This window comes from Streptomyces sp. NPDC033216 (genome assembly GCF_055577115.1).
On record NZ_JBVIQK010000001.1, the window covers coordinates 156,142 to 179,925 of the forward strand.

The 23,784-nt window shown below is 69.6% G+C and carries 30 protein-coding genes; 11 read left to right on the plus strand and 19 right to left on the minus strand.

Going from position 1 to position 23,784, the window contains the following annotated elements:
• The first annotated feature begins 200 nt into the window (after positions 1-200).
• From ACZ5Y0_RS00650 to ACZ5Y0_RS00675, 6 genes are all read left to right on the plus strand, one after another.
• Complete coding sequence (locus ACZ5Y0_RS00650) at positions 201-740, plus strand: SigE family RNA polymerase sigma factor (protein ID WP_469126465.1); 540 nt, start codon at positions 201-203, stop codon at positions 738-740.
• A complete protein-coding gene (locus ACZ5Y0_RS00655; RefSeq protein WP_469126466.1) occupies positions 740-1,582 on the plus strand; it encodes a hypothetical protein in 843 nt (280 codons plus the stop codon). Before ACZ5Y0_RS00650 ends, ACZ5Y0_RS00655 begins: the two co-directional genes overlap by 1 nt.
• A gap of 73 nt (positions 1,583-1,655) precedes the next feature.
• Entirely contained in the window at positions 1,656-2,597 is a 942-nt protein-coding gene (locus tag ACZ5Y0_RS00660; RefSeq protein ID WP_469126467.1) for an N-acetylmuramoyl-L-alanine amidase, read from the plus strand.
• 171 nt (positions 2,598-2,768) lie between these two features.
• Positions 2,769-3,584 (plus strand): hypothetical protein, encoded by an 816-nt coding sequence (locus ACZ5Y0_RS00665; RefSeq protein WP_469126468.1) that lies wholly within the window; start codon positions 2,769-2,771, stop codon positions 3,582-3,584.
• Between the two features lie 102 nt (positions 3,585-3,686).
• Positions 3,687-4,697 carry an LLM class F420-dependent oxidoreductase gene (locus ACZ5Y0_RS00670; protein WP_469126469.1) on the plus strand — a complete coding sequence of 337 codons (1,011 nt, stop codon included), beginning with the start codon at positions 3,687-3,689 and terminating at the stop codon, positions 4,695-4,697.
• A 269-nt stretch (positions 4,698-4,966) separates the two neighbouring features.
• The gene (locus ACZ5Y0_RS00675; protein ID WP_469126470.1) at positions 4,967-5,257 is read left to right on the plus strand and encodes a hypothetical protein; all 291 of its coding nucleotides are present in this window, start codon (positions 4,967-4,969) and stop codon (positions 5,255-5,257) included.
• Positions 5,258-5,285: 28 nt separating this feature from the next.
• On the opposite strand, the gene ACZ5Y0_RS00680 is transcribed toward ACZ5Y0_RS00675, so the two are convergent.
• The 3 genes from ACZ5Y0_RS00680 to ACZ5Y0_RS00690 are packed head-to-tail and all read right to left on the minus strand — an operon-like array spanning position 5,286 to position 8,499.
• Positions 5,286-6,356, minus strand: a complete 1,071-nt coding sequence (locus ACZ5Y0_RS00680) for a prenyltransferase (RefSeq protein ID WP_469126471.1) — start codon at positions 6,354-6,356, stop codon at positions 5,286-5,288.
• On the minus strand, positions 6,353-7,087 hold the full coding sequence (locus ACZ5Y0_RS00685; protein ID WP_469126472.1) for a class I SAM-dependent methyltransferase: 735 nt from the start codon (positions 7,085-7,087) through the stop codon (positions 6,353-6,355). Before ACZ5Y0_RS00685 ends, ACZ5Y0_RS00680 begins: the two co-directional genes overlap by 4 nt.
• On the minus strand, positions 7,081-8,499 hold the full coding sequence (locus ACZ5Y0_RS00690) for a glycosyltransferase family 4 protein (RefSeq protein ID WP_469126473.1): 1,419 nt from the start codon (positions 8,497-8,499) through the stop codon (positions 7,081-7,083). Before ACZ5Y0_RS00690 ends, ACZ5Y0_RS00685 begins: the two co-directional genes overlap by 7 nt.
• A gap of 209 nt (positions 8,500-8,708) precedes the next feature.
• Here ACZ5Y0_RS00690 and ACZ5Y0_RS00695 point away from each other — a divergent pair, with 209 nt between their 5' ends.
• Complete coding sequence (locus ACZ5Y0_RS00695; protein ID WP_469126474.1) at positions 8,709-9,350, plus strand: TetR family transcriptional regulator; 642 nt, start codon at positions 8,709-8,711, stop codon at positions 9,348-9,350.
• Positions 9,351-9,370: 20 nt separating this feature from the next.
• On the opposite strand, the gene ACZ5Y0_RS00700 is transcribed toward ACZ5Y0_RS00695, so the two are convergent.
• The 14 genes from ACZ5Y0_RS00700 to ACZ5Y0_RS00765 form a co-directional block, all read right to left on the minus strand.
• A complete protein-coding gene (locus ACZ5Y0_RS00700) occupies positions 9,371-9,619 on the minus strand; it encodes a ferredoxin (protein WP_469126475.1) in 249 nt (82 codons plus the stop codon).
• Positions 9,620-9,623: 4 nt separating this feature from the next.
• Positions 9,624-11,081, minus strand: a complete 1,458-nt coding sequence (locus ACZ5Y0_RS00705; protein ID WP_469126476.1) for an aldehyde dehydrogenase — start codon at positions 11,079-11,081, stop codon at positions 9,624-9,626.
• Between the two features lie 190 nt (positions 11,082-11,271).
• Positions 11,272-12,519, minus strand: coding sequence for a tyrosine-type recombinase/integrase (locus ACZ5Y0_RS00710; protein WP_469126477.1), 1,248 nt, complete (start codon positions 12,517-12,519; stop codon positions 11,272-11,274).
• Positions 12,519-12,716, minus strand: coding sequence for a helix-turn-helix transcriptional regulator (locus tag ACZ5Y0_RS00715; RefSeq protein WP_364800374.1), 198 nt, complete (start codon positions 12,714-12,716; stop codon positions 12,519-12,521). The genes ACZ5Y0_RS00710 and ACZ5Y0_RS00715 overlap by 1 nt, the downstream gene beginning before the upstream one ends.
• The gene (gene repSA / locus ACZ5Y0_RS00720) at positions 12,713-14,089 is read right to left on the minus strand and encodes a replication initiator protein RepSA (RefSeq protein WP_469126478.1); all 1,377 of its coding nucleotides are present in this window, start codon (positions 14,087-14,089) and stop codon (positions 12,713-12,715) included. Before repSA ends, ACZ5Y0_RS00715 begins: the two co-directional genes overlap by 4 nt.
• Positions 14,082-14,267, minus strand: coding sequence for a hypothetical protein (locus ACZ5Y0_RS00725; protein ID WP_469126479.1), 186 nt, complete (start codon positions 14,265-14,267; stop codon positions 14,082-14,084). Before ACZ5Y0_RS00725 ends, repSA begins: the two co-directional genes overlap by 8 nt.
• 85 nt (positions 14,268-14,352) lie before the next feature.
• Positions 14,353-14,904 carry a GGDEF domain-containing protein gene (locus ACZ5Y0_RS00730; RefSeq protein WP_469126480.1) on the minus strand — a complete coding sequence of 184 codons (552 nt, stop codon included), beginning with the start codon at positions 14,902-14,904 and terminating at the stop codon, positions 14,353-14,355.
• A gap of 95 nt (positions 14,905-14,999) precedes the next feature.
• Complete coding sequence (locus ACZ5Y0_RS00735; RefSeq protein WP_469126481.1) at positions 15,000-15,299, minus strand: SpdD-like protein; 300 nt, start codon at positions 15,297-15,299, stop codon at positions 15,000-15,002.
• 19 nt (positions 15,300-15,318) lie between these two features.
• The gene (locus ACZ5Y0_RS00740; protein WP_094103445.1) at positions 15,319-15,477 is read right to left on the minus strand and encodes a hypothetical protein; all 159 of its coding nucleotides are present in this window, start codon (positions 15,475-15,477) and stop codon (positions 15,319-15,321) included.
• Between the two features lie 11 nt (positions 15,478-15,488).
• Positions 15,489-15,680 (minus strand): mobile element transfer protein, encoded by a 192-nt coding sequence (locus ACZ5Y0_RS00745; RefSeq protein ID WP_235460015.1) that lies wholly within the window; start codon positions 15,678-15,680, stop codon positions 15,489-15,491.
• Between the two features lie 22 nt (positions 15,681-15,702).
• Positions 15,703-16,371 carry a DUF2637 domain-containing protein gene (locus ACZ5Y0_RS00750; RefSeq protein WP_469126482.1) on the minus strand — a complete coding sequence of 223 codons (669 nt, stop codon included), beginning with the start codon at positions 16,369-16,371 and terminating at the stop codon, positions 15,703-15,705.
• Positions 16,371-16,529, minus strand: a complete 159-nt coding sequence (locus tag ACZ5Y0_RS00755) for a hypothetical protein (protein ID WP_167396220.1) — start codon at positions 16,527-16,529, stop codon at positions 16,371-16,373. Before ACZ5Y0_RS00755 ends, ACZ5Y0_RS00750 begins: the two co-directional genes overlap by 1 nt.
• An 84-nt stretch (positions 16,530-16,613) precedes the next feature.
• Positions 16,614-17,969: an FtsK/SpoIIIE domain-containing protein gene (locus ACZ5Y0_RS00760; RefSeq protein WP_469126483.1), complete on the minus strand. Its 1,356-nt coding sequence runs from the start codon at positions 17,967-17,969 to the stop codon at positions 16,614-16,616.
• A 2-nt stretch (positions 17,970-17,971) separates the two neighbouring features.
• Positions 17,972-18,328: an SCO3933 family regulatory protein gene (locus ACZ5Y0_RS00765; protein ID WP_469126484.1), complete on the minus strand. Its 357-nt coding sequence runs from the start codon at positions 18,326-18,328 to the stop codon at positions 17,972-17,974.
• Between the two features lie 156 nt (positions 18,329-18,484).
• On the opposite strand from ACZ5Y0_RS00765, the gene ACZ5Y0_RS00770 reads away from it, so the two are divergent.
• Genes ACZ5Y0_RS00770 through ACZ5Y0_RS00780 form a run of 3 tightly spaced genes read left to right on the plus strand, consistent with a single transcriptional unit; the run spans position 18,485 to position 19,929 of the window.
• Positions 18,485-19,216 (plus strand): XRE family transcriptional regulator, encoded by a 732-nt coding sequence (locus ACZ5Y0_RS00770; protein WP_086772453.1) that lies wholly within the window; start codon positions 18,485-18,487, stop codon positions 19,214-19,216.
• 28 nt (positions 19,217-19,244) lie between these two features.
• Complete coding sequence (locus ACZ5Y0_RS00775) at positions 19,245-19,715, plus strand: NUDIX hydrolase (protein WP_392678513.1); 471 nt, start codon at positions 19,245-19,247, stop codon at positions 19,713-19,715.
• Between the two features lie 22 nt (positions 19,716-19,737).
• The gene (locus tag ACZ5Y0_RS00780) at positions 19,738-19,929 is read left to right on the plus strand and encodes a hypothetical protein (RefSeq protein WP_469126485.1); all 192 of its coding nucleotides are present in this window, start codon (positions 19,738-19,740) and stop codon (positions 19,927-19,929) included.
• A gap of 8 nt (positions 19,930-19,937) precedes the next feature.
• On the opposite strand, the gene ACZ5Y0_RS00785 is transcribed toward ACZ5Y0_RS00780, so the two are convergent.
• Positions 19,938-20,495, minus strand: a complete 558-nt coding sequence (locus ACZ5Y0_RS00785) for an HDIG domain-containing metalloprotein (RefSeq protein WP_073494042.1) — start codon at positions 20,493-20,495, stop codon at positions 19,938-19,940.
• 479 nt (positions 20,496-20,974) lie between these two features.
• Between ACZ5Y0_RS00785 and ACZ5Y0_RS00790 the strand changes: the two genes are divergently transcribed.
• Positions 20,975-23,017, plus strand: coding sequence for a hypothetical protein (locus ACZ5Y0_RS00790; protein ID WP_469126486.1), 2,043 nt, complete (start codon positions 20,975-20,977; stop codon positions 23,015-23,017).
• 102 nt (positions 23,018-23,119) lie between these two features.
• Here the strand turns inward: ACZ5Y0_RS00790 and ACZ5Y0_RS00795 are convergent, their stop codons facing one another.
• Positions 23,120-23,710, minus strand: a complete 591-nt coding sequence (locus tag ACZ5Y0_RS00795; protein WP_469126487.1) for a hypothetical protein — start codon at positions 23,708-23,710, stop codon at positions 23,120-23,122.
• Positions 23,711-23,784: the final 74 nt, after the last annotated feature.

The window sequence follows — 23,784 nt, forward strand, 5'->3', positions numbered from 1 at the left end:
GCTGTCTCCCGCCGCCCCCTCCCGCCCAGCTCGTCACCCCCTCCCCGCCCGGCTCGTCGGCGCACGCGCCCGCGCCGGTCAGTTCCTCGTCGTCTCGACCACCGGGGCTTCGAAAAATGCGGGAAATTCCAGGGATTCCCGCGAGACGAGGCAACGATCCTGACCCCTCGTGGCCTCCTTCGAACATCTAGGAGGTGCCCATGGGGGATCGGAAGCAGGCCGGGGACAGGGAGTTCCAGGCTTTCGTCATCGGCCGCTGGCCGCGGCTGCTGCGCACGGCATACCTCCTGACGGGGGAGCAGCACGCCGCGGAGGACCTGGTCCAGTCGACGCTCGAACAGGCCTACGTGGCCTGGCGCAGAGTCGCCTCGGCCGACGATCCGGAGGCGTACGTACGGCGCGTGATGATCAACGCGCATGCCCGCAAGTACCGCCGGAAGCTGCGGGAGTTCCTCGCCCCGAAGGACGACACGGGGCTGACGCACGAGATCGCGGACACCGGCGACCACATCTCCCGCGCCGACGACCGGCACACCCTGCTGAAGGCACTGGCCCAGCTGCCGCCCCGGCAGCGGCAGGCGGTCGTCCTGCGGTACTGGGAGGACCTGACCGAGACGCAGACGGCCTTGGCCATGGGCTGCTCGGTCGGCACGGTCAAGAGCAGCGCGGCCAAGGGAATCGCCAAGCTCCGCGCCATACCGGAACTGGCGGACACCGTGGCACACGGAGGGCGGAAGTGATGAGCGCGGACCGGGAGACGAACCACGACATGGCACACGACGACGTTTCCCTCCTGCTGGCCGAGGCCGCGGACGAGGTTGTGATCGGCACAGCCCCCACCCAGGCCCTGATCCGCGGTGGCCGCCGACGCCGGGCCCGGCGCTGGGCGGTGGCGGCGGCCACGGTGCTGGTGGTGGTCGCGGGCTCGACCACGGCGGCGCTGGCCGGCCTGCCCCGCGGGGGCGAAGGCTCGGTGGCCCCAGCGGCGACGGCGCCCTCCGGGCAGCAGTCCGCGACACCGAACGTGCTCACCGCACGCCGGACCTTGCTGGCGACCGGGGTGGAGCGGGGCGAGAAGTGGCGGGTCTACATCGACCTGTGGGCGGCGCCGGCCGACGAGTCGGAGGCGGCGGGCCAACTGTCGGCGATGGCTGAGTACGGCGAACAGCCCGTGGGCATCGTCAAGCCCTCCGAGCTGGTCGACAGGGCTTCCTTCTTCGTGCACCTCGCACACGGCGACGACGGCGGCAGGGCGAGGGGCTCGGTGAAGTACCTGAACTCGGCCACCGAGGAGGAGAGCCGCCTCTCCGGCACGGACCTGAGCAGCGCCTCGATGCCCCTGCTGCCCTCCGAGCCCGACACCCTGGAGCGGCTGGTGATCGGCCAGGTGGCGAAGGCCACGAAGCAGGTCACCTGCACCTGGGAGGACGGCACCAGCACCGAGGTCCGCAGGGTCCCCGCGAACACGGGGACCGGCACCGACGAGCCGGTGATCCGCGTCCCCGAGGGCTCCTCGACCGCCTGGTTCGTGTGCGTGGCCCCGCGGGGGACGGGCTTCGTGTCGGCGGAGGTGACGGGATAGCCGCGCGAGCCGTCCCGGTGGCCGCCGGCCGCCCTCCCGGCCCCGTCGAGGGCGTCCCGCTAGGGTTGCAGGCGTGTCGTACGTAGGTCCTGACTTCGATCCCCCGCGCCCCCGCCGCTCCCCGCTGCGGCGCACGCTCCTCGTGCTGCTGGCCGTGCTCGTGCCGGCCGCGCTGCTCGGCCGGCTGGCGTTCGAGATGCTGGGCGGCTCGGACGACGACGGGCCCGGCCGGGGCACGGGGGCGGCGTCCGGCGCCGGGCGGTCGGCCTCGGCCGGCGCCGACCCCGACGACAAGCGGGGCGCCTCGCAGTCCCCGACGGCGTCCGTGCCCGGTGGCACCGGGTCCCTCGCGGGCAAGGTCGTCGTCATCGACCCGGGCCACAACCCCGCCAACTTCGGGCACACGGCCGAGATCAACCGCAAGGTCGACATCGGCACCAACACGAAGGAGTGCGACACCACCGGCACCGCCACCGACTCCGGTTACCGCGAGGCCGCGTTCACCCTGGACGTGGCGCACCGACTGCGCACCCTGCTGGAGCGGCAGGGTGCCACGGTGAAGCTGACGCAGGACGCCGACCGGCCCTACGGGCCCTGTGTCGACGAGCGGGCCCGGATCGGCAACGCCGCCCGCGCCGACGCCGTCGTGTCGGTCCACGCGGACGGCGCGGGCGCCGGGCAGCGTGGCTTCCACGTGATCCTGCCGGGCGCCGTGCACGCGGGCGCCGCCGACACCCGTGCCATCGTGGCCCCTTCGCGGGAACTCGGCGAACTGATCGCCGACGACTTCGCGAACGCCACGGACACCTCGCCCTCCAACTACGTCGGCGGCGGTACCGGTCTCGTCACGCGTGAGGACCTGGGCGGTCTCAATCTGTCAACGGTTCCCAAGGTGTTCATCGAGTGCGGCAACATGCGCGACAGCAAGGACGCGGCACTGCTCACCAGCGGCGCCTGGCGGCAGAAGGCGGCGCAGGGGATCTCTGAGGGAATCGTGAGTTTCCTGCGCGGGTAGTGATCGGCGCGCTGCTCCCCGGGGACAGCCTGATCGTGCGGACGATAGTGTCGTCCCCGCGATGAGGGGCCGCTCCCGCGCTTCCCACCCGGGGCCTGAGGGCGCCATGGTGACAGCGACGCCTCTACCGATGCGTGTACCGATGACGAGACGACTGACGAAGGACCTGAAGTGAATATCCGCTCTCTCACTCGAGGCGACGGCGTGGTGATCGGAGCAGCGGTATTGCTGTTCATCGCGTCGTTCCTGGACACGTTCGACGGCTCCGGCGGCGATGTCCCCACCGCCTGGGACAACCTCGGTCTGCTGATGAGCATGTACGTCGGCGGGATCATCGGTGCCGCCCTGATCGTCCTCGCCCGCGCGCTGCCTCAGCCGCGCAAGATCGTCGGCCTGGACCTCGGACAGCTCGGGGTCGCGCTGACGGTGTTCGCCGCGTGGACGGCGTTCTGGACGATCATCGACCCGCTGGGCGCGTTCAGCGACACCTTCGGCAGCGCGGACGTGGAGCGGGGTGCCGGTCTCATCCTCGGCTTCATCGCGACGCTCGTGCTGGCCGGCGGCGCGATCGCCACCGCCCTGGTCCCGGCCCTCCAGGCCGCGCTGATCCCCGCACCGAAGCCGCCGGCGCCGCTGCCCTACGGCGCGCAGCCGCCGGGGGGTTACGGCTACCCGGGCGCGCAGCAGCAGCCGTCACCCTTCGGCGGTCCGCAGCAGCAGGGCCAGCAGCCGGGTCAGCCGCCGTTCGCGGGCGGGCAGCCGGCTGCGGCGCAGCAGCCCCCGGCCGCCGACTTCTCGCCGTTCTGGTTCGCCGTACCGGTGCCGCGCCCGCTGTACGCGGAGGACGGCGCGCCCATGCCGATCGCCGAACTGGCTCCGGGCACCTGGTACCTGGCCGTCGAACAGGGCGCCCAGGGTCTGGTGGCGCAGACCCAGGACGGCCGTCGCGGCGTGCTGCGGGACACCTCCGGCATCCAGCGCGGCTGAGCCCTCGCCACGCACCTCACGGCCCCTCGCCCTTCCGGGCGGGGGGCCGTTGTCGTACAGTCGCCCTCTCCCCACCGTCTGACGTGCCGTCAGGAGGCAGGCATGCGGCTCGGTCTGGCGCTCGGCTACTGGGGGCGCGGCCCCTCCCCCGGCCATGTGGAGCTGGCGCGGGAGGCGGAGCGGCTCGGGTACGACTCCGTGTGGACGGCGGAGTCCTGGGGGTCGGACGCGTTCACCCCGCTCACCTGGATCGCCGCGCACACCTCGACGATCGGGCTGGGCACGGCGGTCGCGCAGATGGCGGCCCGTCCACCGACCACGACGGCCATGCACGCGCTCACCCTGGACCATCTCTCCGGCGGCCGGATGACGCTGGGTCTCGGCCTGTCCGGTCCGCAGGTCGTCGAGGGCTGGTACGGGCGCCCCTTCCCGGACTCGCCGCTGACCGCCACCCGCGAGTACGTCGACGTCGTACGGCAGGTGCTGCGGCGGCGGGGACCGGTCGAGCTGGACGGGCGCTTCCACGCGCATCCGTACCGGGGTCCGGACGCGACCGGGCTCGGCAGACCGCTGAAGCCGATCACGCATCCGCTGCGCGCCGGACTGCCGGTGATGCTGGGGGCGGAGGGGCCGAGGAACGTGGCGCAGACGGCTCGGATCGCCGACGGCTGGCTGCCGCTGTACTGGTCGCCGGACCGGCCGGACGCGTACGGGCCCGCGGTGGCGGAGCTGCCGCAGGGGTTCCGGGTGGCGCCGATGGCGCGGGTGCGGGTGTGCGACGACCTCGCGGAGGGGCTGCTCCCGGTCAAGGCGATGCTCGGCTTCTACATCGGCGGGATGGGGCACGCCCGCCGCAACTTCCACGCCGACCTGATGGCGCGCATGGGGTACGAGGAGGAGGCCCGGCGGATCCAGGAGCTGTTCCTGGCCGGCCGCCGGGAGGAGGCGGTGCTCGCCGTCCCCGACGCCTTCGCCGACGAGATCTCCCTGGTCGGTCCGCGCGAGCGCGTCGCCGAGCGGCTGGAGCGGTGGCGCGGGGGCCCGGTGACGGACCTGCTGGTCCTGACCCCGGACCCGCACACCCTGCGCGTACTGGCCGAACTCAACTCCTAGGTGTGCGACGACAGTTCCGAGCGGTACGCCCACCAGCCTCCCCGCCGACCCGGCCGCCGTCAGCTCCGCCACCTGCCGCAGGACGGCGTACCGCGCCTCGTGTTGGTCCACCTCGGGCAGGCGCAGCAGCACGTGGCCCCGCGTGATCGGACCCCCGGCATCGGTCCGCCGCGTCCTCCGCGAGGCCCGGCCCCAAGTCGGCGCGGGGGAAATGGAGAAGTCGTGAACAGGCCGTGTTTCATCCCGTCACGAACGGCAAAGCGGACTGCATGTCCCCTCGATATCGCAACGGTGCGCATTCGGCCGGCACGGTCATCGCCGTGGTCGCCGACGTGATGGCCTTCATCCTCGGCCTCTGGATCGTCATGTACCTGCTCGACGCCAATCGGGGCAACGACCTCGTGCAGTTCGTGCACGAGGTGGCCCGCTGGCTGGCGGGCTGGTCCCACGACCTGTTCACGTTCGACGAGGCGTGGGCGAGGGTCGTGGCGGGCTACGGCCTGGCGGCGGTCGTGTACCTGTTCGTCGGTCACGCCATCGCGAACCGGGTCCGCCACTGACTCCTCGAAGATCCCGTCGGCGGCATCCTCAGCCGCAGCAGTCGGGGTCCAGTCCCGCCGGCAGGCGGTCACCGCCGAACACCTGGCAGGTGGCCTCGTGGCCGCCCAGCGCGGCGACCGCGAGCAGCAGCGAGCCGGCGGTCCACGTCGTCAGTTCCTGCGGCCATATCGCCGCGTCCTCGAAGACGTACCCCGTCCAGTACAGCCCCGACTCCGGGTCGCGCAGCCGCTGGATCCACTGGAGGATCTCCAACGCCCGGTCGGACTCGCCCACCGCCCAGAGCGCCAGGGCGAGTTCGGCCGACTCGCCGCCGGTCACCCACGGATTGGGCACGACGCAGCGCACGCCGAGCCCCGGCACGACGAACAGCTCCCACATCCCCTCGATGCGGGCCTTGGCCTCCGCGCCGGTGAGCGCGCCGCCCAGGACCGGGTAGTACCAGTCCATGGAGTAGCGGGACTTGTCCAGGAACCGCTCGGGGTGCTTGCGGATGGCGTGACGCAGCGCGCCGGCCGCCAACTCCCAGTCCGGCTGGGGCTCTTCGCGCTGCTCGGCGATGGCCAGGGCGCAGCGCAGCGCGTGGTGAACGGAAGAGGAGCCGGTGAGCAGGGCGTCCGCGGTGGGGGTGCCGTCCTCGTCGCGCCGCCAGCCGATCTGCCCGCCGCTCTGCTGGAGCCGCAGCACGTACTCGACCGCCGCGTACACGACCGGCCACATGCGGTCCAGGAACGTGTCGTCGCCGGTGGACAGGTAGTGGTGCCAGACGCCGACGGCCACGTAGGCCACGAAGTTCGTCTCGCGGCCGCGGTCGGTCACGTCGGCGAAGTCGCCGTCGGCGTAGGCCGCGTACCAGGACCCGTCCTCGTGCTGGTGCCGCGCGAGCCACTCGTACGCCCGCTCGGCGGCCTCGTGCTCGCCCGCCGCGTCCAGCGCCATCGCGGCCTCGGTGTGGTCCCACGGGTCGAGGTGGTGGCCACGGAACCACGGGATCGCGCCGTCCTCCCGCTGTTCGGCGAGGATGCCGCGGACGGTCTCGACGGCCTGCTCGGCGGTGAGGACCCCGGGCAGGACGAGGTGTTCTGTCCGGGGAGTCGTCACTTGGCGTCCACTCGGGGCAGATGGGGCTTGGTCGCGTACGCCACGAAGCTCTTGCCGATCAGCGGGTTCAGCGCCTGTTCGGCGATCCGGGTCGCCAGGGGCTTCTTCATGATGTCCCAGACGAGCAGCTTGTGGTACGCCCGCACCGGCAGCGCCTTGTCGTTGTCGACGCCGAACGCGCACTTGAGCCACCAGTACGGCGAGTGCAGCGCGTGCGCGTGGTGGCTGCCGTACGGCCTGAGGCCGGCCTCCCGGATCTTCCCCAGCAGTTCGTCCGCCTTGTAGATGCGGATGTGGCCGCCCTCGACCTCGTGGTAGGCGTCCGACAGGGTCCAGCAGACCTTCTCCGGGCCGTAGCGCGGGACGGTGACGGCGATGCGGCCGCCGGGCTTGAGGACCCGCACCATCTCGGCGAGGACACCCTTGTCGTCGGGGATGTGTTCCATCACCTCGGAGATGATGACGACGTCGAAGGACTCGTCGGGGAAGGGCAGCGCGAGGGCGTCGCCCTCCATGGCGGTGGCGGTCGCGCCCTCGGGGGCCTCGCCCGCCTCCTTCATCGCGGCGAACCACTTCGCGACCTCGCGGATCTCCTCGCCCTTCTGATCCAGCGCCACGACCTGGGCGCCGCGCCGGTAACACTCGAAGGCGTGGCGTCCCGCCCCGCAGCCGAGGTCCAGGACACGGTCGCCCGGGGCGAGCGGGAACCGGGAGAAATCGACGGTCAGCACGTGGCCCTGCTTTCGCGATCGGATTCGACGTCGACATCGGGGTCGACACCTGGGGTTACGGAGGTGAGGGGGGCCGGCCGCTCGACGGACGAGCCCGGACGGCGTCGCCCCCCGGCCCGCTCGACCGCCTCGCGGTACCGCTCCACGGTGCCCTGGGCGGCGCGCGCCCAGGTGAACCGCTCCAGCACCCGCTCGCGTCCGGCCGCGCCCAGCCGGGCCCGCAGCGCGGGGTCGCCGAGCAGTCTGCCCAGCGCGGCGGCCAGTGCGCCCGCGTCCCCCGGCGGCACGGCCAGGCAGGTCTCCCCGTCGGGTCCGGCGACCTCGGGGGTGGCGCCGCCGGTGGTGGCGACGAGCGGGGTACCGGTCGCCATGGCCTCCGCGGCCGGCAGCGAGAAGCCCTCGTAGAGGGAGGGCACGCAGGCGACCTCCGCCGAGCGGACCAGGTCGACGAGTTCGGCGTCGGAGATGCCCTTGACGAACTCGATGGCGCCCTCGAGGCCGTAGCGCTCGACCGCGGCGGCGACGGGGCCCTCCTGCGGGCGCTTGCCCACGACGACGAGGTGGGCGTTCGGCTGCTCGGTACGGACCTTGGCCAGCGCCTCGACGAGGAAGACCAGACCCTTGAGGGGCACGTCCGCGCTGGAGGTGGTGACGATCCGGCCGGGCACGACGGGCACGGACGGATCGGGCGCGAACAGGTCGGTGTCGGCGCCGATGTGGACGACGTGGATGCGGTCGTCACGGACCCCGAGGTGGTCGACGATCTCCTGACGGGAGGTGCCGGAGACGGTGAGCACGGACGGCAGGCGGCGGGCGACGCGCTTCTGCATGCGGGTGAAGGCGTACCAGCGGCGCACGGAGGCGCGCCGCTTCCAGCCCTCGGCGGCGTCCAGCTCCAACTGCCGGTCGACGGTGATGGGGTGGTGGATGGTGGTGACCAGGGGTGCGCCGACATCGCCCAGCAGGCCGTAGCCGAGGGTCTGGTTGTCGTGCACGACGTCGAACTCGCCACGCCGGGACCGCAGATGGCGGCGGGCCCGCAGGGAGAAGGTCAGCGGTTCGGGAAAGCCGCCGGTCCACATCGTCGCCACTTCGAGGGCGTCGACCCAGTCGCGGTACTCGCCGCGCTTCGGGGTGCGGAAGGGGTCCGGCTGGCGGTAGAGGTCGAGGCTGGGCAGCTCGGTGAGGGACAGCCGGTCGTCGTGTCCCTGGTCGAGGACCGGGTAGGGCTGGGAGCCGATGACCTCGACACGGTGGCCGAGACGGGCCAGTTCGCGCGAGAGGTGGCGGACGTAGACGCCCTGGCCGCCGCAGAACGGGTTGCCCTTGTAGGTGAGGAGCGCTATGTCGAGCGGTCGCCCGCCGTCCGCGGCGAGGTCCTGGGACCCCGCCTGACTGGCCTCAGCGGTCACTCCGGGCCCCCTTCTGCCTGCACTGTCCCGCGAGACTACGACGGGACGCTAATCTAGAACAAGTTTCAGACTTGATCGTCCGGGAGGCTCTGAATCTACCGGCAGGTAAGGACGCTGTGAGCAGTGGATCAGGTGATTCACGCCACGACCCGGCGACCTGTTTCCGCTGAGTGATCCCAAGCCCTCACCGACCGTCACGGAACGGGCCCATGCCCGCGCACGCCAAGGGGGACAAGGTGGAAAGCAGCACCCAGCGGTCCTCCGCCGCTCCGCTCACCGAGCGGCAGGAGGCCCGCCGCCGCCGTATCCTGCACACGAGCGCACGGCTGGCGAGCCGGGGCGGGTTCGACGCGGTCCAGATGCGGGAGGTCGCCGAGTCCTCCCAGGTGGCCCTGGGCACCCTCTACCGCTACTTCCCGTCCAAGGTGCACCTCCTGGTCGCCACGATGCAGGACCAGTTGGAGCGCATGCACGGCACGCTGAGGAAGAAGCCCCCGGCGGGCGACACCCCGGCCGCCCGCGTCGCGGAGACCCTGATGCGTGCCTTCCGGGCCCTCCAGCGCGAGCCCCACCTGGCCGACGCGATGGTCCGCGCGCTCACCTTCGCCGACCGCAGCGTCTCCCCCGAGGTCGACCAGGTCTCCCGCCAGACCACCGCGATCATCCTCGACGCGATGGGCCTGGCGGACCCCACGCCGGAACAGCTCTCCGCGGTCCGCGTCATCGAACACACCTGGCACTCGGCCCTCATCACGTGGCTCTCGGGCCGGGCCTCCATCGCCCAGGTCCGCATCGACATCGAAACGGTCTGCCGTCTGATCGACGTGACGGAGCCGGGGGCGCGCGCCTAGGCATCGCCCGGCCACCGGCGTTACTCCTCCGGCGGGAACACCGCCTCCCCGTTCTCCGCCAGGGCGATCACGATCGCCTCGACCGGGCAGTTCTCCGCCGCCTCCAGAACGCGTTCGTCGGCGTCCGTGTGCGGGACGGTGGGGTGGGACTGGCGGGCGGTGTCGAGGCGGAAGCGGTCGGGGGCGCGGTGGAGGCACTGAGCGGAGCCGATGCACAGGGAGCGGTCGACCTCGACGTACCAGCGGTCGCCCGACTCGGGTACGCCCATCCGCTCAGCCCTCCCAGCCGGCCGGCAGGTGGATCATCTTGTGCTCCAGGTACTCGCCGTACCCCTCGGGACCGAACTCCCTGCCCAGACCACTGTTCTTGTAGCCGCCGAACGGGCCGAGCATGTCGAGGCTGAAGGTGTTCACGGAGTACGTCCCGGTGCGGACCCGGCGGGCCACCTCGATGCCGTGCGCGACGTCCGCCGTCCACACGCTGCCGCTCAGACCGTAGTCGGAGTCGTTGGCGATCTTCAGGGCCTCTGCCTCGTCGCCGTAGGGGAGAAGGCAGATCACCGGGCCGAAGATCTCCTCGCGGGCGATCCGCATCGAGTTGTCGACGTCGCCGAAGAGGGTCGGTTCGACGTACCAGCCGCGGTCCCGGCCGGGCGGGCGGCCGCCGCCCGTGAGGATCTTCGCGCCCTCCTCCTGGCCGACGCGGATGTAGTCGAGGTTGCGCCGCTGCTGGCGCTCGGCGACCAGCGGCCCGACCTGCGTCGCCGGGTCCAGCGGATCGCCGACGACCAGCGCGCCCGCCGCCGCCGCGAAGGCGTCCGCGAACTCGTCGTAGCGGGAGCGCGGCAGCAGGATGCGGGTCTGGGCCACGCAGGCCTGGCCGTTGTTCATCCAGGCCGCCGGGACGATCCCCGCCACCGCCGCCTCCACGTCCGCGTCCGGCAGGACGACGGCCGCCGACTTGCCGCCCAACTCCAGTGTGACGCGGGTGAGGTTGCGGGCGGCGACCTCCATCACGCGTTTGCCGGCCGCGACCGATCCGGTGAAGGAGACCTTGTCCACGCCGGGGTGCCCGACCAGGTACTCGCTGACCTCCCGGTCCGCCGGGAGGATCGACAGGACGCCCTCGGGCAACCCGGCCTCCCGGGTGATGTCGGCCAACAGGTAGGCGTCCAGGGGCGATTCGGGGGACGGCTTGAGCACCACCGTGCAGCCGGTGAGCAGCGCGGGCGCCAGCTTGGCGGCGGCCACGAACTGCGGGACGTTCCAGGGGACGACCGCGGCCACCACCCCGACCGGTTCGCGCCGCACCAGGATCTTCCCGAGGACTCCGTCGCGCCGTTCCTCGACGGGGAAGCCGCGGGCGACGGTGATCGCCGCGTCCCACACCATCATCGCGCCGAGGGCCTGCGCGAGGACGCTCCAGGAGTACGGGGAGCCGTTCTCGGAGGAGATCACGCGGGCGATCTCCTCGTGCCGGGCGGCGATCCCGTCCTTGATGCGGGTGACGACCGCGATCCGCTCCGCCAGCGGGAGCCGGGGCCAGGGCCCTTCGTCGAAGGCCCGCCGCGCCGCCGCGACCGCCCGGTCCACATCCGCCGGCGAGGCGTGCGGCACGCGCCCGATGACCTCCTCGGTGTGCGGCGAGACCACCTCGATGACGCCCTCGCCCAGGGGGTCGGTCAACTCCCCGCCGATGAACAGCTGTCCGTGTTCCACTAGCCCGGTCATGGCGACTGCCTCCCGAGGGGACCCGCCGGGACCCTTCCGCGACAAGGCTTCCGGCGGTGCTCCACACGTGTTCTGACGGTGTTTCAGAAACTGATACCAGTTCTCGTTAAAGTAGTCCACGGACAAGACGAAAATGCCCCTGACCAGCGGTTTCCCGATGATCAGGGGCGGGGCCGGAAGCCGTGGGCCGTCAGGGGGCCGTCGGGGCCTGGTAGGCCGTGCGGTACATCGCATCCACGGCCTTCCGCGTACGTGTCTCGCTGCTCGGCATGAGGTGGGTGTAGGTGCGGAGCGTGAACCCGGCGTCGGCGTGACCGAGGTAGGCACTCAGGGCCTTGATGCTCTCCCCCGCGTCGAGGAGCACCGAGGCGTAGAAGTGCCGCAGCGCGTGCATGCCGTCTTCACGGGCTTCCTTGTACCTCTCCCCCGGCCCAGGCTTGGGGATCACTCCCGCCGCGGCGAGCGCTGGCTTCCAGGCGTGCGTGTTGAAGGCGTTGCGCCAGACCGCTCCGCCCTCAGCACCCGTGAAGTACAAGAGGCTGGTCACCGGCTCTCCGTCGGGGCGCATCCAGGGCAGCGTGACTTCGGCCGGCGGGAAGGCCGTCATGTGCTCGGCGAGCGCGGAGGCGACCGAGTCCGGGAGCGGCACGTCACGGAGCTTGCCGTTCTTAGGCGGGGCGAAGACCAGCTTCCGATCCACGATCTTGACCTGTTGGGTGACGTGCAGAACGCCGGACAGCGGATCCACCTCGTCGACGGCCAGCCCGAAGATCTCGCCTTGCCGAAGTCCGCACCCGGCTCCGACGTCCACCATGGCCCGGAACCAGTCGGGCAGCCCCCGCCGCACGGAGAACACACGGTCCGCGGACCACGGCGCCACACGGCCAGGGGCGGGCTTTGGGCGCCGGACAGAGCGCACCCCGCAGGGATTGCGCGCCAGGCGGCCGTCATCAACTGCGGCAGCGAGTACCGCCGAAACGTTTCCGAAGATCACGCGACGCGACGATTCAGCGCTTCCCGCATCCTCCAGCCCGCGTATCCACACACGGATGTCGGACGGCTGGAGCGAGGAGAGGGGACGACTTCCGAGGTACGGGAAGGCATGGAGCCGAAGGCGGCGCTCTGTGTTCTCCCGAGTCGTCGGGTCGGTTGTCTGCCCAGCCAGCCACTCGGTGGCGTACTGCTGGAAGGTGACCTTTCCGGCGTCGGGGTCGAAGTACTGGCCACGCGACATGTCGGCCTCGATCCGCGCGAGCCACTGGTCGGCGAGCCGCTTCTTTCCGTCAGGGAAGCTCTTGGACTTCTCTGTTCCGTCGGGGCCGATGTAGCGGGCGCGGTAGCGCATGCCGGTGCCATGACGGTCTGTCTTGACCTTGACCGTCTTTCCGTCCGGGGTGGCCTCGGTCTTGTACCAGCGATCTTGCACGTGGCCAGGCATCAGGCGGCCACCTCGGTCAGACCGTCGACCCACTGGCGAAGCCGGGCGGGATCGTAGCGAAGGTGCCGGCCGACGCGGAAGGCGGGAGGACCTGTGCGCTTGCGCCGCCACTGGTAGAGCGTCTCGACCGGAACACCGAGCAGCTCGGCGACGTCGGCCGGGGTCAGGTACCGCTCGGGAAGTGTGTGGACGGTCATGCGGCGGCTCCTTCCTGGGCCAGGTCTTGCAGGGCTTCGCGGGCGGTTTGGCGGTTGAGTTGGAGGCCGCGGGCGATGGTGGTGGCGAGGACGGATTCGCCGGGGGTGTGGCCGTGGCCCGCGTACTGCCAGTCGGTGAGGACCAGGACGGTGTCCGGCTCCTGGTCGTCGAGGCCGAGGGCGGCGTGCTCCTGGGCGGCGCGGTAGTCGGCGCGGGCCTGGCGCAGGGCGCCGAGGGTGGTGGAGTAGCGGCGGGATTTGGAGGAGAAGTGGCCGCGGAAGCCGAGCATGTGCGCCCAGGCCCATAGGCGCCGGTCCGGGTAGAGCGGGTCGAGTAGCTTGCAGGCTTCGATCAGGCGGCGGGTGTGGTCGGGGACGCCGTGGCGGTCGAGTTCGGAGAGTTCGCCGATGCGGCGGTCGAGGGTGCCGGTGTTCTCGGCGGCCTTGGTGGCGTACTTGGCGACGTAGGAGGCGACGGCCTGTTCGGTGATGTCGGAGCCGTCACCGAAGGCCTTGACCGGCCGGACGTCGAGTTGTCGGCCCCAGCGGAAGGTCCGGGCCGGTTGGTCGGCGGCGGCCGGGACGGAGACCGAGGTGTAGGAGTGCTCGGCGGCGGCCCGGATGGCGTCGCTGAGAAGGTCGACTGTGGCCCAGGTCGGCGGCGGGGTGCCGGGGCCGTCCGGTCCGTCGAGGCGGATCACGGCATGGAAGTGCAGGGCCCCGCGTTTCTGGAACTCGGCGACCTTGCCGTAGGAGAGCCGGGCGGCTTCCTTCAGCTCTCGCTGCGTGATGCCGGCGCGGGCGGCGACTTCCCGGCGGAGCCGGTTGGTGAAGCGCTGCCAGAGCTGTCCGGCGTGGTTGTTGAACAGCACCGCGCCCGCGTAGTCGTACGTCTCCGGGTCGAGGGCCGTGCCGAGGACGGGATCGTCGGCGGCGTGGCGGGTGCCGCAGTGGCAGACGCCCCGGTCGGGCCGGTTGTGGACGCGGCCGAACGAGGGGGCGGTGAGGGTGGCGAAGACGCGGGGATGGTCGCGGACGGTGGCGGGGATGTCGCGTCGGTCGTCCCCGGCGAGCCCTGCGCGGATGAGGTGGTAGGTGTCGCCCGCGTAGGTCCAGGCGCAGGAGGGGCAGCGGGAGGCCCGGCGGTTGCCGCAGGCGAGGCGGAGCCGTCCGCCCGGTTCGCCCTCGGTGGAGTAGTGGTGCAGGGTCTCGCCGGTCGTCTTGTCCTTGTGCAGGACCCAGCCGGTCAGGTGGATGGGGTCGGCGCAGCCGCCGGTACGGCGGATCTGCTCGTGCCAGCGGTGGTAGTCAGCGGCCGAAGCCACCCTCAGCAGGTCGCCGAGGGTGGCACGGTCGAGCAGCTGCTCAGGCACGCGCGCCCTCCGGGGAGCGGCGGACGGTGGCGGTGCCGGTGCCCTGGCAGGCCGGGCAGCGGGCGGTGATGGTGCGCAGGTGGCCACGGTGGTCGCGGCCGCCGAGGGTGACTGCGACGGAGGCGAAGCCGTCGCAGGCCGGGCAGATCCTCGACGGGGGCGGGGTGTGGTGGGCCATGATGGTGGTTCCTTTCGATTGCGGTTGGAAGGAACGGCCCCGGGTGGCGGCGTGCTTGGCGGCTTGTGCGCCACCCGGTGGCCTCTCAGCGAGTGGTGCGGGAGCCGCGGCGGGTGCGGCCCTTGGTCGCGTACATGGCCGCATCAGCGGCGGCGAGCGCGTCCGTGAGGAGCGGCAGTGCCAGTTCCGCGACGGGGCAGACGCCGACCGAGGCGGCCAGCGGGAGGAACGTCCCGTCGTAGGACAGCGGCCGGTGCAGTGCGGCCGTGAGCGCGTCGAGGTCGGCGGCGGCCAGGTCCCGGATCACGGCGACGAATTCGTCCCCGCCCAGGCGTCCGGCGGTGCCGTTGTGTCCGCACCAGGCGCGTAGCCGGTCGGCAGTGGCGACGAGGGCGGCGTCCCCGGCAGCGTGGCCGTGGGTGTCGTTCAGGGTCTTGAAGTGGTCGAGGTCGACCAGGAGCACGGCCGCGTTCGGGTGCCGGCGGATGAGGTGCTCGGCGCGGGCGGTCCATCCGGCGCGGGTGTGCAGGCCGGTGAGCGGGTCGCGGCGGGCGCAGGCGAGACGGCGGGTGAGAATGCCGCCGTGCACGGCCCAGCCGAGTAACGGCACGATGCTCGCGGCTATGTGCAGGTCCATGGCGTTGTCCCTTGGCGATGGCGGTTGGTTTTGGCGGAACCCGGTCCCAGGAGCGGCGGCGTGCTTGGCGGCTTGTGCGTCGCCCCTGGGACCGTTCAGCGGCGGTGCTGCGAGGAGATGAGCGAGCGGATCACCACGGCGCAGACGGCGACCGAGGCGCCGGTGATGGCGACGGCGAGGAGCATCGAGACCAGGACGGCGCCGACGACCAGGACCACGGCCGTACCGCCGCCGACGAGGGCGAGGACTGCGCCGGGGGTGAGCCGCACGGTGGGACGCGAAGGAGCCGGGGCGGGCGTGGGGTGGTGCTGGACCACGGTGGTCGGCTCGACGACGGCGGGCGGGGTGATGAGCCCGGTCGGGGTGGGCATGGTGGGGATCTTCGGGCGGAGCATGGCGGTTCTCCCTTCGTGGCTACTTGGTGAGGGCGGTGTCGATGGCGGGGGCGAGGACGCTGTCGGCGAGGAGGTAGCCGCCGAGGAGGAGTACGGCGACGAGCCACCAGGGCGGGCGGAGGAACTTGACGCCGAGGTAGCCGACGGCGGCGAGGGCGAACCAGAGGGGGACCTGCATGGCGGTGTCTCCTAGCGGACGCGGCAGCGGTGGGTGCGGGCGGCGAGCTGAGCGGCGCTCTGGCTGGAGTAGTCGGCGGACCAGCCGCAGCGGTCGGCGGTGCAGACGGCGGCGTGCACGGTCCGGCCGTTGCGGTCGCGGTGGGTGCCGATCTGCACGGGGCCGATCCGCATCACGGAGTGGAAGTTGTCGCGGGCGGGCATGGCGGATGGTTCTCCTTCCTGGTCAGGCGAGCTGGGCGGCGATGGCGTCGGCGAGATGGGGCGGGACGCCGAGGCGGGCGCGCAGGGTGTCGGTGTCGATCGGGGCGCCGGTGCGGTCGCGATAGTCGGCGGCGACCTTGCGGGCGTGGTCGATGAGGACGGCGGGAACCGCGGGCGCCGGGTCGGCGGGCGGAGGCGCCGGCGGTTCCTCCACCGGGGCCGGGGCGGGCTCCGGGTCTAGCACGGGTTCGGGGTCCGGTTCGCGGTCGTCCGCGGGGTCGGGTTCTGGGGTCGGGGCGGGTGCTGGCGGAGTCGGTGTGCGGTGGTCGGCGGAGTGGGCGAGGAGGGTGCCGCCGAGGAAGGCGAGGGCGGGCCATCCGGCGATGCCGAGGCGGAGCAGGGCGGGTGGGTCGGCCAGGTCGAGGAATCCGGCGGTGGCGATGTTGGCGCCGAGCGAGGCGAACAGGGCGATGAGGAACCAGCACCAGGCCAGCCGCGACGGGCCCTCGCTTCGGAGTCGTCGCCAGGCAGCGACCAGGAGCAGATCGACACTGACCGGGTAGGCCCAGGCCTTCCAGCCGTCCTGTCCCGCTGCGGCGGCCAGGTCGTGCAGGTGGGCGAAGGACAGGGCACCGGCGATGACGGCCTGGACCAGGACGGCGTCGACACGCAGACCGTGACGGACGGCCATCAGGACTCCTCGCCAGTCGGCGGCTCGGGGAGCGAGGCGGCCAGAGAGGGGCTGACGGCGTCGACGAAGTCGAGGTCGGCGCCGGTGGTGTCGGCGTAGAGGGCGAGTTGGCCCAGGAGCAGGACGGTGCGGGCGAAGTCCTCGCAGTCGGGGCACATGACGCGAGTTCTCCCTTCATCGGGCGTGGCGGGGGTAGGGACCTGGCGCGAAGGGCGGTCGCGCCGACCATGGAGCGGGGGAAGTCAGACCGTGACGGGAGCCGTCTTGGACAGCGGCACGGGGGCCTCAGCGGAGCTGGTCAGCTCGGGCCGGAACGGTGCCAGCTCGGGCAGGTCCGGGACGAGGTGAGCATGCCGGTTGCAGGTGTTCACAGCTTGGCGGAGTGAGGTGTGCGGGGCGCGGATGCGGTGCCAGCCGCCGCTGGAGTCTCCGGCGACGGCGAGGCCGCGCAGTTCGGCGGGGATCTGGATGGCGGCGAGGACGGCGTCCGGGGAGATGTCGCCGAAGGCCATGTTGGCCGAGGTCTCGTCGTTGACGCGGTGGGCGGTACGGCCGGTGAGCTGGGCGCGGAGCATGGTGATGCCCTTGCCGAGTTCGGAGCCGAAGCGCTGTCCGCAGATTTCCAGGTAGATACCGGCCGCGCGGCCGAGCTGGGCGAGGCGGACCAGCGCGGTGATGATCCGGTCCCGGCGCTTCTCCTCCTCCTTGCTGGCGAACAGAGCGAGTTCGGCGACCTCGTCGACCAGGACCACGACCGGCACGGGTCGCAGGTGGTCGGGCAGGTCCCAGATGTCGGCGGCTATCTCGGCGTCCGGGACGGCGGAGGTGATGCGCTGCTCGGCGCGGATGAGCTGGTAGACCCCTTCCATGCGGGACACGAGCGCGTCGAGGAGATCGGCGGCGGTGTCGGGGTTGTCGGCGAGCGCGGAGAACCGGCGAGCCAGCGGGAACAGCTCGACCCCCTGTTTGCAGTCGATGCCGACCAGGGCGACGTCCATCGGGGCGAGCCCGGCGACGAGGTTGCGCTGGTAGACGGACTTGCCCGACTCGGTGGCGCCGAGGGTGAGGGCGTGCGGAATGGCACGGTAGTCCCGGTAGTGCACCGATCCGTCCTCCCGCAAGGCGACCGGGACCCGCATCGGGCGGGTGTCGAGCTTGGCGGGCATCTGCACCCGCTTGAGGACGTCGTAGCCGGTCATCCGCACTTCCACGACCCCCGAGCGCACCTCCCGCGAGGTGACGCCGTACATCGAGAAGGAGTGGCGGAGCCGGTCCGAGGCGGCGGCGACGTCGAAGGCGTCCTGACCGGGGCGCAGGCCCAGCCGCAGGACCAAGCTGGTCCGCGTTGGGCGGAAGCGCAGGATGCGCGGCGGACGGGACTCCGGCATGGGCCGGTTGGTAACCCGCGCCAGAGCCAGGCGCCAGCGCGACGGCGGGACCGTCAGACCACAGGCGTCCATGACGGAGGCGTAGCGGACCAGAACCCGCAGCGCCGCGAAGGTGACCCCGAAGGTCAGCCAGTACCAGGCGGGGCGCCGCCACCGCAGGAGACCCGCAGCGGCGACGACCAGCACCAGAGCGACCGTGAAGCCGGTCATGATCAGGCCGCCTTGGAGGACGCGGCAGCGGCGACCAGGGACGTGACCGCGACGGCGCGGAAGGCGATGCCGTGCCGCTTCTGACCGTTGAAGTCGTTCTCCCACGGCCGGGCGATCAGGCCCGTGAGCGCGACCGGCGTGCCCATGGTCAGCTCACCGGAGATGCCCGGCTCCGGGACGGCGATGGACAGGATCTCCACCTCGTCGTTCGCCGCGAACATCACGTCCACGGTCATCATCTTCGCGCCGGTCTCGGTGTCCAGTGCGATCTCTCCGGTACGGCGGTCCTTCACCTTGGGCTGCGGGGTCTTGGCGACCATCACGGTCGCGGCGGAGGTGTCCACGGGGATCTGACGCATCGTCTTGTCTCCTGCTGTAGCGGGCTGTTGACCGACTCCCGTCGGTGAGATCAGGAGACCGCGAGAAGGGGTGGACGCATCACGGCCCGTATGGACGTTTGGGGACGTCTGAGTTATCGTCAAAACGTCCCTGAGACGTCCCAGAAGAGGGCAGTCATGGCGAACGAGCGTCTGCGCGCGGCGATTTCGGCGAAGGGCGAGACCATCCAGTCCGTTGCCGAACACGTCGGAGTCGACCCCAAGAGCGTTGAGCGCTGGATCACCACGAACCGGACTCCGCACCGGGGGCACCGTTGGAAGGCCGCGAGCTTCCTCGGGGTCGACGAGGTCTACGTCTGGCCGTCAGTCGAGAAGCAGGCCGAGAAGGCGAGCGCGTCCGAGCTGATCACGTACTACCCCCACCGGGGTGCGGTCCCCGCCCCGCTGTGGTCCTCCCTGATCGAGAAGGCGACGGACCAGGTCGACATCCTTGTGTACGCGGGACTGTTCCTCTTCGACAGTCACCCGGACCTGCCGGACCAGTTGGCCGAGAAGGCGAAGGCCGGCGCCCAGGTCCGCATCCTGCTGGGCGACCCGGAGTCCGCGGCAGTGCGCCAGCGTGGCGAGGAAGAGGGCATCGGCGACGATCTGGCGGCGCGAGCGCGGATCACTCGCCGGTACTTGCAGCCCGCCATGTCGACGCCCGGTGTCGAGATCCGGCTGCATGACACGATCCTCTACAACTCGATCTACCGGTTCGACGACGACGTGTTGGTGAACCCCCACGTGCTGGGAGCTCCCGCAGGGCAGAACCCGGTGATGCACTTCAAGTACCTGCCGGGAGCGCGGACGTTCCGGCACTACATGCGGAGCTTCGACTACGCATGGGACCAGGGCCGGAAGGCATAACGGGGTCTCGGCGTGCGACGCTGAACACATGGCACGCGTCGACTACTTCAACGATCCGAACGCCCCGAAGGCGAACAGCCTCGTTCCCTCCGTGACCGCCGTGGCCCGCAACGAGGCCGGGGAAGTCCTGCTCATCCACAAGACCGACAACGACCTGTGGGCCCTACCCGGAGGCGGCATCGACCTGGGCGAGTCAGCCCCCGACGCGGCTGTACGCGAGACCAAGGAAGAGACCGGGTTCGACGTCGAGATCACCGGCCTGATCGGGATCTACACGAACCCCGGACACGTCATGGCGTACGACGACGGCGAGGTCCGCCAGCAGTTCTCCATCTGCTTCCATGCCCGCATCGTCGGCGGCCAGCTGCGGACGAGCAGCGAGAGCAAGGAAGTCGCGTTCGTCGATCCGAGCAAGCTGGACGAGCTGACCATCCACCCGTCGATGCGCATGCGGATCGAGCACGGATTGGCCGGCCGGACCGAGCCCTACATCGGCTGATGCCCCTCGGTATGGTCCCGCCATGAACGAAACCGACCCCTCGACGGAAGCGGCCAAGGGCCGATTGCCCCTCTGGCTGGACCCAGACGACCTGCGATGGCTGGCTAGCCACTGCTGCTGCCCAGAGGACGCATCCGACGAGGAGAAGGACCGCTGCGGACGTCTGCGGTTCCGCGCCAGCGCGGCACTGCACAAGCACGGGCATTCTCGCTGAGCCGGTGATCAGGAGCTGTCACCAAGACGGCCGCGGGTCCGCTCGACAGCCGCACCGAGGTACGGTCGCGCCTTGCTGATCGCGTTGTGCACTTCGCTGCCCGGCTCGTAACGGACGAGGATCTCGTCGATCCGTGTGTCGAAGTCGAAGGACTGCCCGGCTGGGCCGGTCGTCATGTCGGCGAAGATCAGTGCATCGAGGACGGGGGAGTCTTCCCGCTTGTAGACGGCCAGCTCTGCCGAGAGACCGCGCTGCTCCGCTTCGTACACGGCCCCGGAGTGGTGGGCGACCAGCCGCACGAGACGCGCCGGCGCACCCAGCGTTTCCAGGTGGCGGGCACCGTCGAGGGGATGGAACCCGGTGTTACGCAGCTCGGGGGCGTAACCGATGTCGTGCAGCCAGGCTGCGGCGACGAGGAGATCCCGGTCAGCCTCAGACACGGCCGCGGCAGCTTCCTCAGCCCGAGCGGCCACAGCCTGAGTGTGCAGCCAGCGGTTCCCAAGCTGAGGAAGCAGAGACTCGGCGAGTTCGGCCGCTCCCTGAGGCGTGTCCAGTGCAGAAGGCATGGATGGAACGGTAGCCGAGACGAGCGGTGAGCCGACAGGCCACGATCGAGCGGTTTCGATCATGGGCGCGGTACAACTTTCCCTACTTCATCAAGAGCCCGCGCACGGCGCGGGCGCGCGCCGCCTCTGCGGCGCGGCCTGCCTCCTGTCTTCGCCCCGGCTGGCCGCGCCCGGCGGCGCGCTCGGCGGCTGCGGGCATGAAGTGGGAGACACCCTCTGTGGCTGGGGCGGTCGGCTCCACGGCTTTAGGCAGCCACTTTGGGGCGAGCCTCTAAGATCATGGCCCCAACGTCGTGCTTTAACGGGCAGGTCCACAGACTGCCCGACGCGCCGGAAGCTTACGGGGCCATGATCACTCGCCCCAAAGCAGCTCCAGCCCAAAGCCGCTCCGCCGACCTACGTAGAGAGCCCATCGGAACCCGATGATGATTTCCGCATAACTCTCCGCGCGGCGCGATAGAACAGATAACGTATAGGTCATGGATCTTCAGAGTCGACCTGAGTACCCGACAACCCTGCCTTGGCTTTCCAGGTCGGGAGCGATGCCCTCCATGCCTGGAGGCCATGACCAACAGATCGCTACCCTGAGGGTCCTGCTAGAGCAGATTCGAGAGCACCCACATCTTGCGGATGAGATTGCTTGGCCATCTGACAGGACCACCACGATTCGTGATGCTACACACAGATTGGGTGCCTGCGGCCTCGCAAAAAGAGTGGACCGTAAAACCGTTCAACTCACGGACGTGGCGCTTCAATGGCTAGAGACAAACGACGAGCAACTTCTTATTGCGACGCTGCATGCGCACGTCCGATTCGTCGGCGAAATTTTGCGCGTTCTCGAGGACGGAGAAATCGGCCATGAAGATTTGAAAAATCTGGCCAACGACCGCTTCGCCCTCGGATGGTCATCCCTCGACCAACTGCGGCGGCGAACCAACTGGCTTCGATGTGCCGGGCTAGCCGAACTCAGGTTCGATAATAAACTCATCATTACAGATGCAGGCCGGGGCTTTCTAGGTTTTCTAGAAGTGGCGGACCCATCAAAACTGCCTCACTCGCAGCAGGCGGCACCAGACCGGCCGATTGAGATCGCTCAAGTTTCGGAAGCGACTAGAATCGCTCTAAATTCCCTCGATGAAGATTCCCTCAAATCGAGGAAGTCGACCATTGGATATATCCCTAAAGGTATTAATGGGGACGCCATTGCAAGCCTTCAGGCGCTGGCCAGTTGCGCAATCCCTAGCGTGTCACGCAAGGATCTTTATGCTTTCTGTCAGAGGGAATTCGGCAGCAAAGATTCGTCGATTGCTGCGACTATCACCATGCTGCGCGGTACTGGGCTAGTTGAGCAGGTTGGCCTAGATGTCTTTGCCGCAACTGAGCAAGCTAGGGCTTGGGTTAATTCAGGCGACAACCTGGAGTTGGCAAGAGTTCTCCACTCCAACATTTTGTTCTTTGGTGAGATTCTGGAGTCCCTCGCCGATTCTGATAGGGCTCCCGGCCTCGCTGCGTACGCCTCGCAGATGTACGGGATGCCACGCGAGGACGTTTCGGGAATCAGAACTCGATTGCAGATCCTGCGAGGGTGTGGACTGATTGAGGAAATCTCGTATGCTCGGTTTAGGCTTACGCCTCTGGGTGATGCCTTCAAGGAAACTATCCCGCTACTTCCGCCTGAGGCTGGACGCAGCACTGAATCCTCATCCTCGCTTAGTGAGCCTAATGCGGCGGCGCCTGGCGAGGTCTTGGGACTGGAAGTTCTTGCCGCTTCAAAGGATTCCGCCAACCCTGCCCGCTTCGAAAATGCGATTGCTGCAGCTTTCGAATATCTCGGCCTTGACGCGAGACGAGATGGGAGCCCTGGAAACACCGACGTCATCATTACGGTGCCCTTTGGGCAAACAAAAATGAAGCTGATCATCGTCGATGCGAAGAGCTCCGCTTCAGGCATCGTACGCGAGCAGCAAGTAAACTTCGACACGCTGCGCGAGCACAAGAAGAAGCACCGAGCCGACCAGGTCGCCGTCGTCGGCCCCTCGTTTGCCGAAGATCGAATCAAAAAGCGCGCAGCGGAACATGGTGTCGCACTCATCGGTGCCGACTTTCTAGCTGAGGTTCTTCGTCGGCAGACGGATTCCCCCTTGGCGCCGCACGAGCTTCTGGGGCTTTTCGATCCCGAACAGCAAGAGCAGCTGAAATTGGCTTGGGGTCGCTCATCAAGAGAAGGGTCACTTCTCACTCATGTAGTGAATCTTCTGATTCGCGAGTCTTCGGAAGCAGACACGTTCCTCGGGGGCGGGCTCAGTGTTGAGCATATCTATCTAATCCTGAGGGGTGAGATGGAATCAAAGCCAGACCCGCAGGAGATCGAAAAGGTTCTGGCCCTACTTGCGTCGCCACTAATTCGAGGAGTTGCTCAGCGGGGAAAGAATTTTTTCGCTTTGGAATCCGCGGACGTCACTGCCCTACGTCTCGAATCGCTAGCAAGGGCACTACGACAAGTGACGATCATGCTCGAATAGAAGTTCACGCGGTTCCGGTGAAGCTATAGCCATGACTCAAATAGGCCGGCTTGAATGTCTGGCGCAGCCGCGGCGCTGACGGCCCTGTGAATCCATGCAGCATCAGAAACGGCTAGCGGTCGGCAACGGCTCATGACGGTGCCAAATCAGGTACCGGTCCTCGCGGCGCAACTCCGCGGAACCCCACTCAATGCGCATGACGCCCTTGTCCATGGAGCAGGCATAGGCGACCAGTACGAGCTGCACGTCTTCGGGAAGCAGTTCCAAGTCTGGGTGCACCTCGGAGTCATCGAGTTCTCCCCAGTCCAGGTCGAATGCCTGCTGCCTGGGAGGCGGGCCATGCCGGCGGATCAGGTCCGCTCGAAAGCCTGTGGCCCGACGGAGACGTGCAGCCGTGACGGGCACGTCTTTCTTCGCGTAGCGGAGGGGGTAGATCAGGTGGCCGCGGACGAGCATCATCGTTCGTCCTTGCAGGCGCACAGCTTCCCCAAGTCCGGAGATGCCGGCGGCCAGTTCCTCGTATTGCACTGCGTAGAGGCCATGTCCGTAGGCTTCGAGCGTCTGAGTGTGGACGCCCTCGTGCCCGGTCCGAGCGCGATCATGAGCCCGGAGGAGGCAAGCCGGGATGATGTCCGCCAGTTCACCGGCTATGTCCCCGAAGGTCTCACGTGCCCATTGGCTGGGTGAACCCACGACGTACCGCCCTTCCCTGGTGGTCCAGCAGAACAGCACCGAGCAGCATCCACTTAAACCGTGGTGCGTCCAGG

Bases quoted from the DNA above. Each gene is read 5' to 3' on its own strand.
- ACZ5Y0_RS00650 (WP_469126465.1), top strand. From the start codon at position 201: ATGGGGGATCGGAAGCAGGCCGGGGACAGGGAGTTCCAGGCTTTCGTC.
- ACZ5Y0_RS00655 (WP_469126466.1), top strand. From the start codon at position 740: ATGAGCGCGGACCGGGAGACGAACCACGACATGGCACACGACGACGTT.
- ACZ5Y0_RS00670 (WP_469126469.1), top strand. From the start codon at position 3,687: ATGCGGCTCGGTCTGGCGCTCGGCTACTGGGGGCGCGGCCCCTCCCCC.
- ACZ5Y0_RS00675 (WP_469126470.1), top strand. From the start codon at position 4,967: ATGTCCCCTCGATATCGCAACGGTGCGCATTCGGCCGGCACGGTCATC.
- ACZ5Y0_RS00695 (WP_469126474.1), top strand. From the start codon at position 8,709: ATGCCCGCGCACGCCAAGGGGGACAAGGTGGAAAGCAGCACCCAGCGG.
- ACZ5Y0_RS00700 (WP_469126475.1), bottom strand. From the start codon at position 9,619: ATGGGCGTACCCGAGTCGGGCGACCGCTGGTACGTCGAGGTCGACCGC.
- ACZ5Y0_RS00705 (WP_469126476.1), bottom strand. From the start codon at position 11,081: ATGACCGGGCTAGTGGAACACGGACAGCTGTTCATCGGCGGGGAGTTG.
- ACZ5Y0_RS00710 (WP_469126477.1), bottom strand. From the start codon at position 12,519: ATGCCTGGCCACGTGCAAGATCGCTGGTACAAGACCGAGGCCACCCCG.
- ACZ5Y0_RS00715 (WP_364800374.1), bottom strand. From the start codon at position 12,716: ATGACCGTCCACACACTTCCCGAGCGGTACCTGACCCCGGCCGACGTC.
- ACZ5Y0_RS00725 (WP_469126479.1), bottom strand. From the start codon at position 14,267: ATGGCCCACCACACCCCGCCCCCGTCGAGGATCTGCCCGGCCTGCGAC.
- ACZ5Y0_RS00730 (WP_469126480.1), bottom strand. From the start codon at position 14,904: ATGGACCTGCACATAGCCGCGAGCATCGTGCCGTTACTCGGCTGGGCC.
- ACZ5Y0_RS00735 (WP_469126481.1), bottom strand. From the start codon at position 15,299: ATGCTCCGCCCGAAGATCCCCACCATGCCCACCCCGACCGGGCTCATC.
- ACZ5Y0_RS00740 (WP_094103445.1), bottom strand. From the start codon at position 15,477: ATGCAGGTCCCCCTCTGGTTCGCCCTCGCCGCCGTCGGCTACCTCGGC.
- ACZ5Y0_RS00745 (WP_235460015.1), bottom strand. From the start codon at position 15,680: ATGCCCGCCCGCGACAACTTCCACTCCGTGATGCGGATCGGCCCCGTG.
- ACZ5Y0_RS00750 (WP_469126482.1), bottom strand. From the start codon at position 16,371: ATGGCCGTCCGTCACGGTCTGCGTGTCGACGCCGTCCTGGTCCAGGCC.
- ACZ5Y0_RS00755 (WP_167396220.1), bottom strand. From the start codon at position 16,529: ATGTGCCCCGACTGCGAGGACTTCGCCCGCACCGTCCTGCTCCTGGGC.
- ACZ5Y0_RS00760 (WP_469126483.1), bottom strand. From the start codon at position 17,969: ATGACCGGCTTCACGGTCGCTCTGGTGCTGGTCGTCGCCGCTGCGGGT.
- ACZ5Y0_RS00765 (WP_469126484.1), bottom strand. From the start codon at position 18,328: ATGCGTCAGATCCCCGTGGACACCTCCGCCGCGACCGTGATGGTCGCC.
- ACZ5Y0_RS00770 (WP_086772453.1), top strand. From the start codon at position 18,485: ATGGCGAACGAGCGTCTGCGCGCGGCGATTTCGGCGAAGGGCGAGACC.
- ACZ5Y0_RS00775 (WP_392678513.1), top strand. From the start codon at position 19,245: ATGGCACGCGTCGACTACTTCAACGATCCGAACGCCCCGAAGGCGAAC.
- ACZ5Y0_RS00780 (WP_469126485.1), top strand. From the start codon at position 19,738: ATGAACGAAACCGACCCCTCGACGGAAGCGGCCAAGGGCCGATTGCCC.
- ACZ5Y0_RS00785 (WP_073494042.1), bottom strand. From the start codon at position 20,495: ATGCCTTCTGCACTGGACACGCCTCAGGGAGCGGCCGAACTCGCCGAG.
- ACZ5Y0_RS00790 (WP_469126486.1), top strand. From the start codon at position 20,975: ATGGATCTTCAGAGTCGACCTGAGTACCCGACAACCCTGCCTTGGCTT.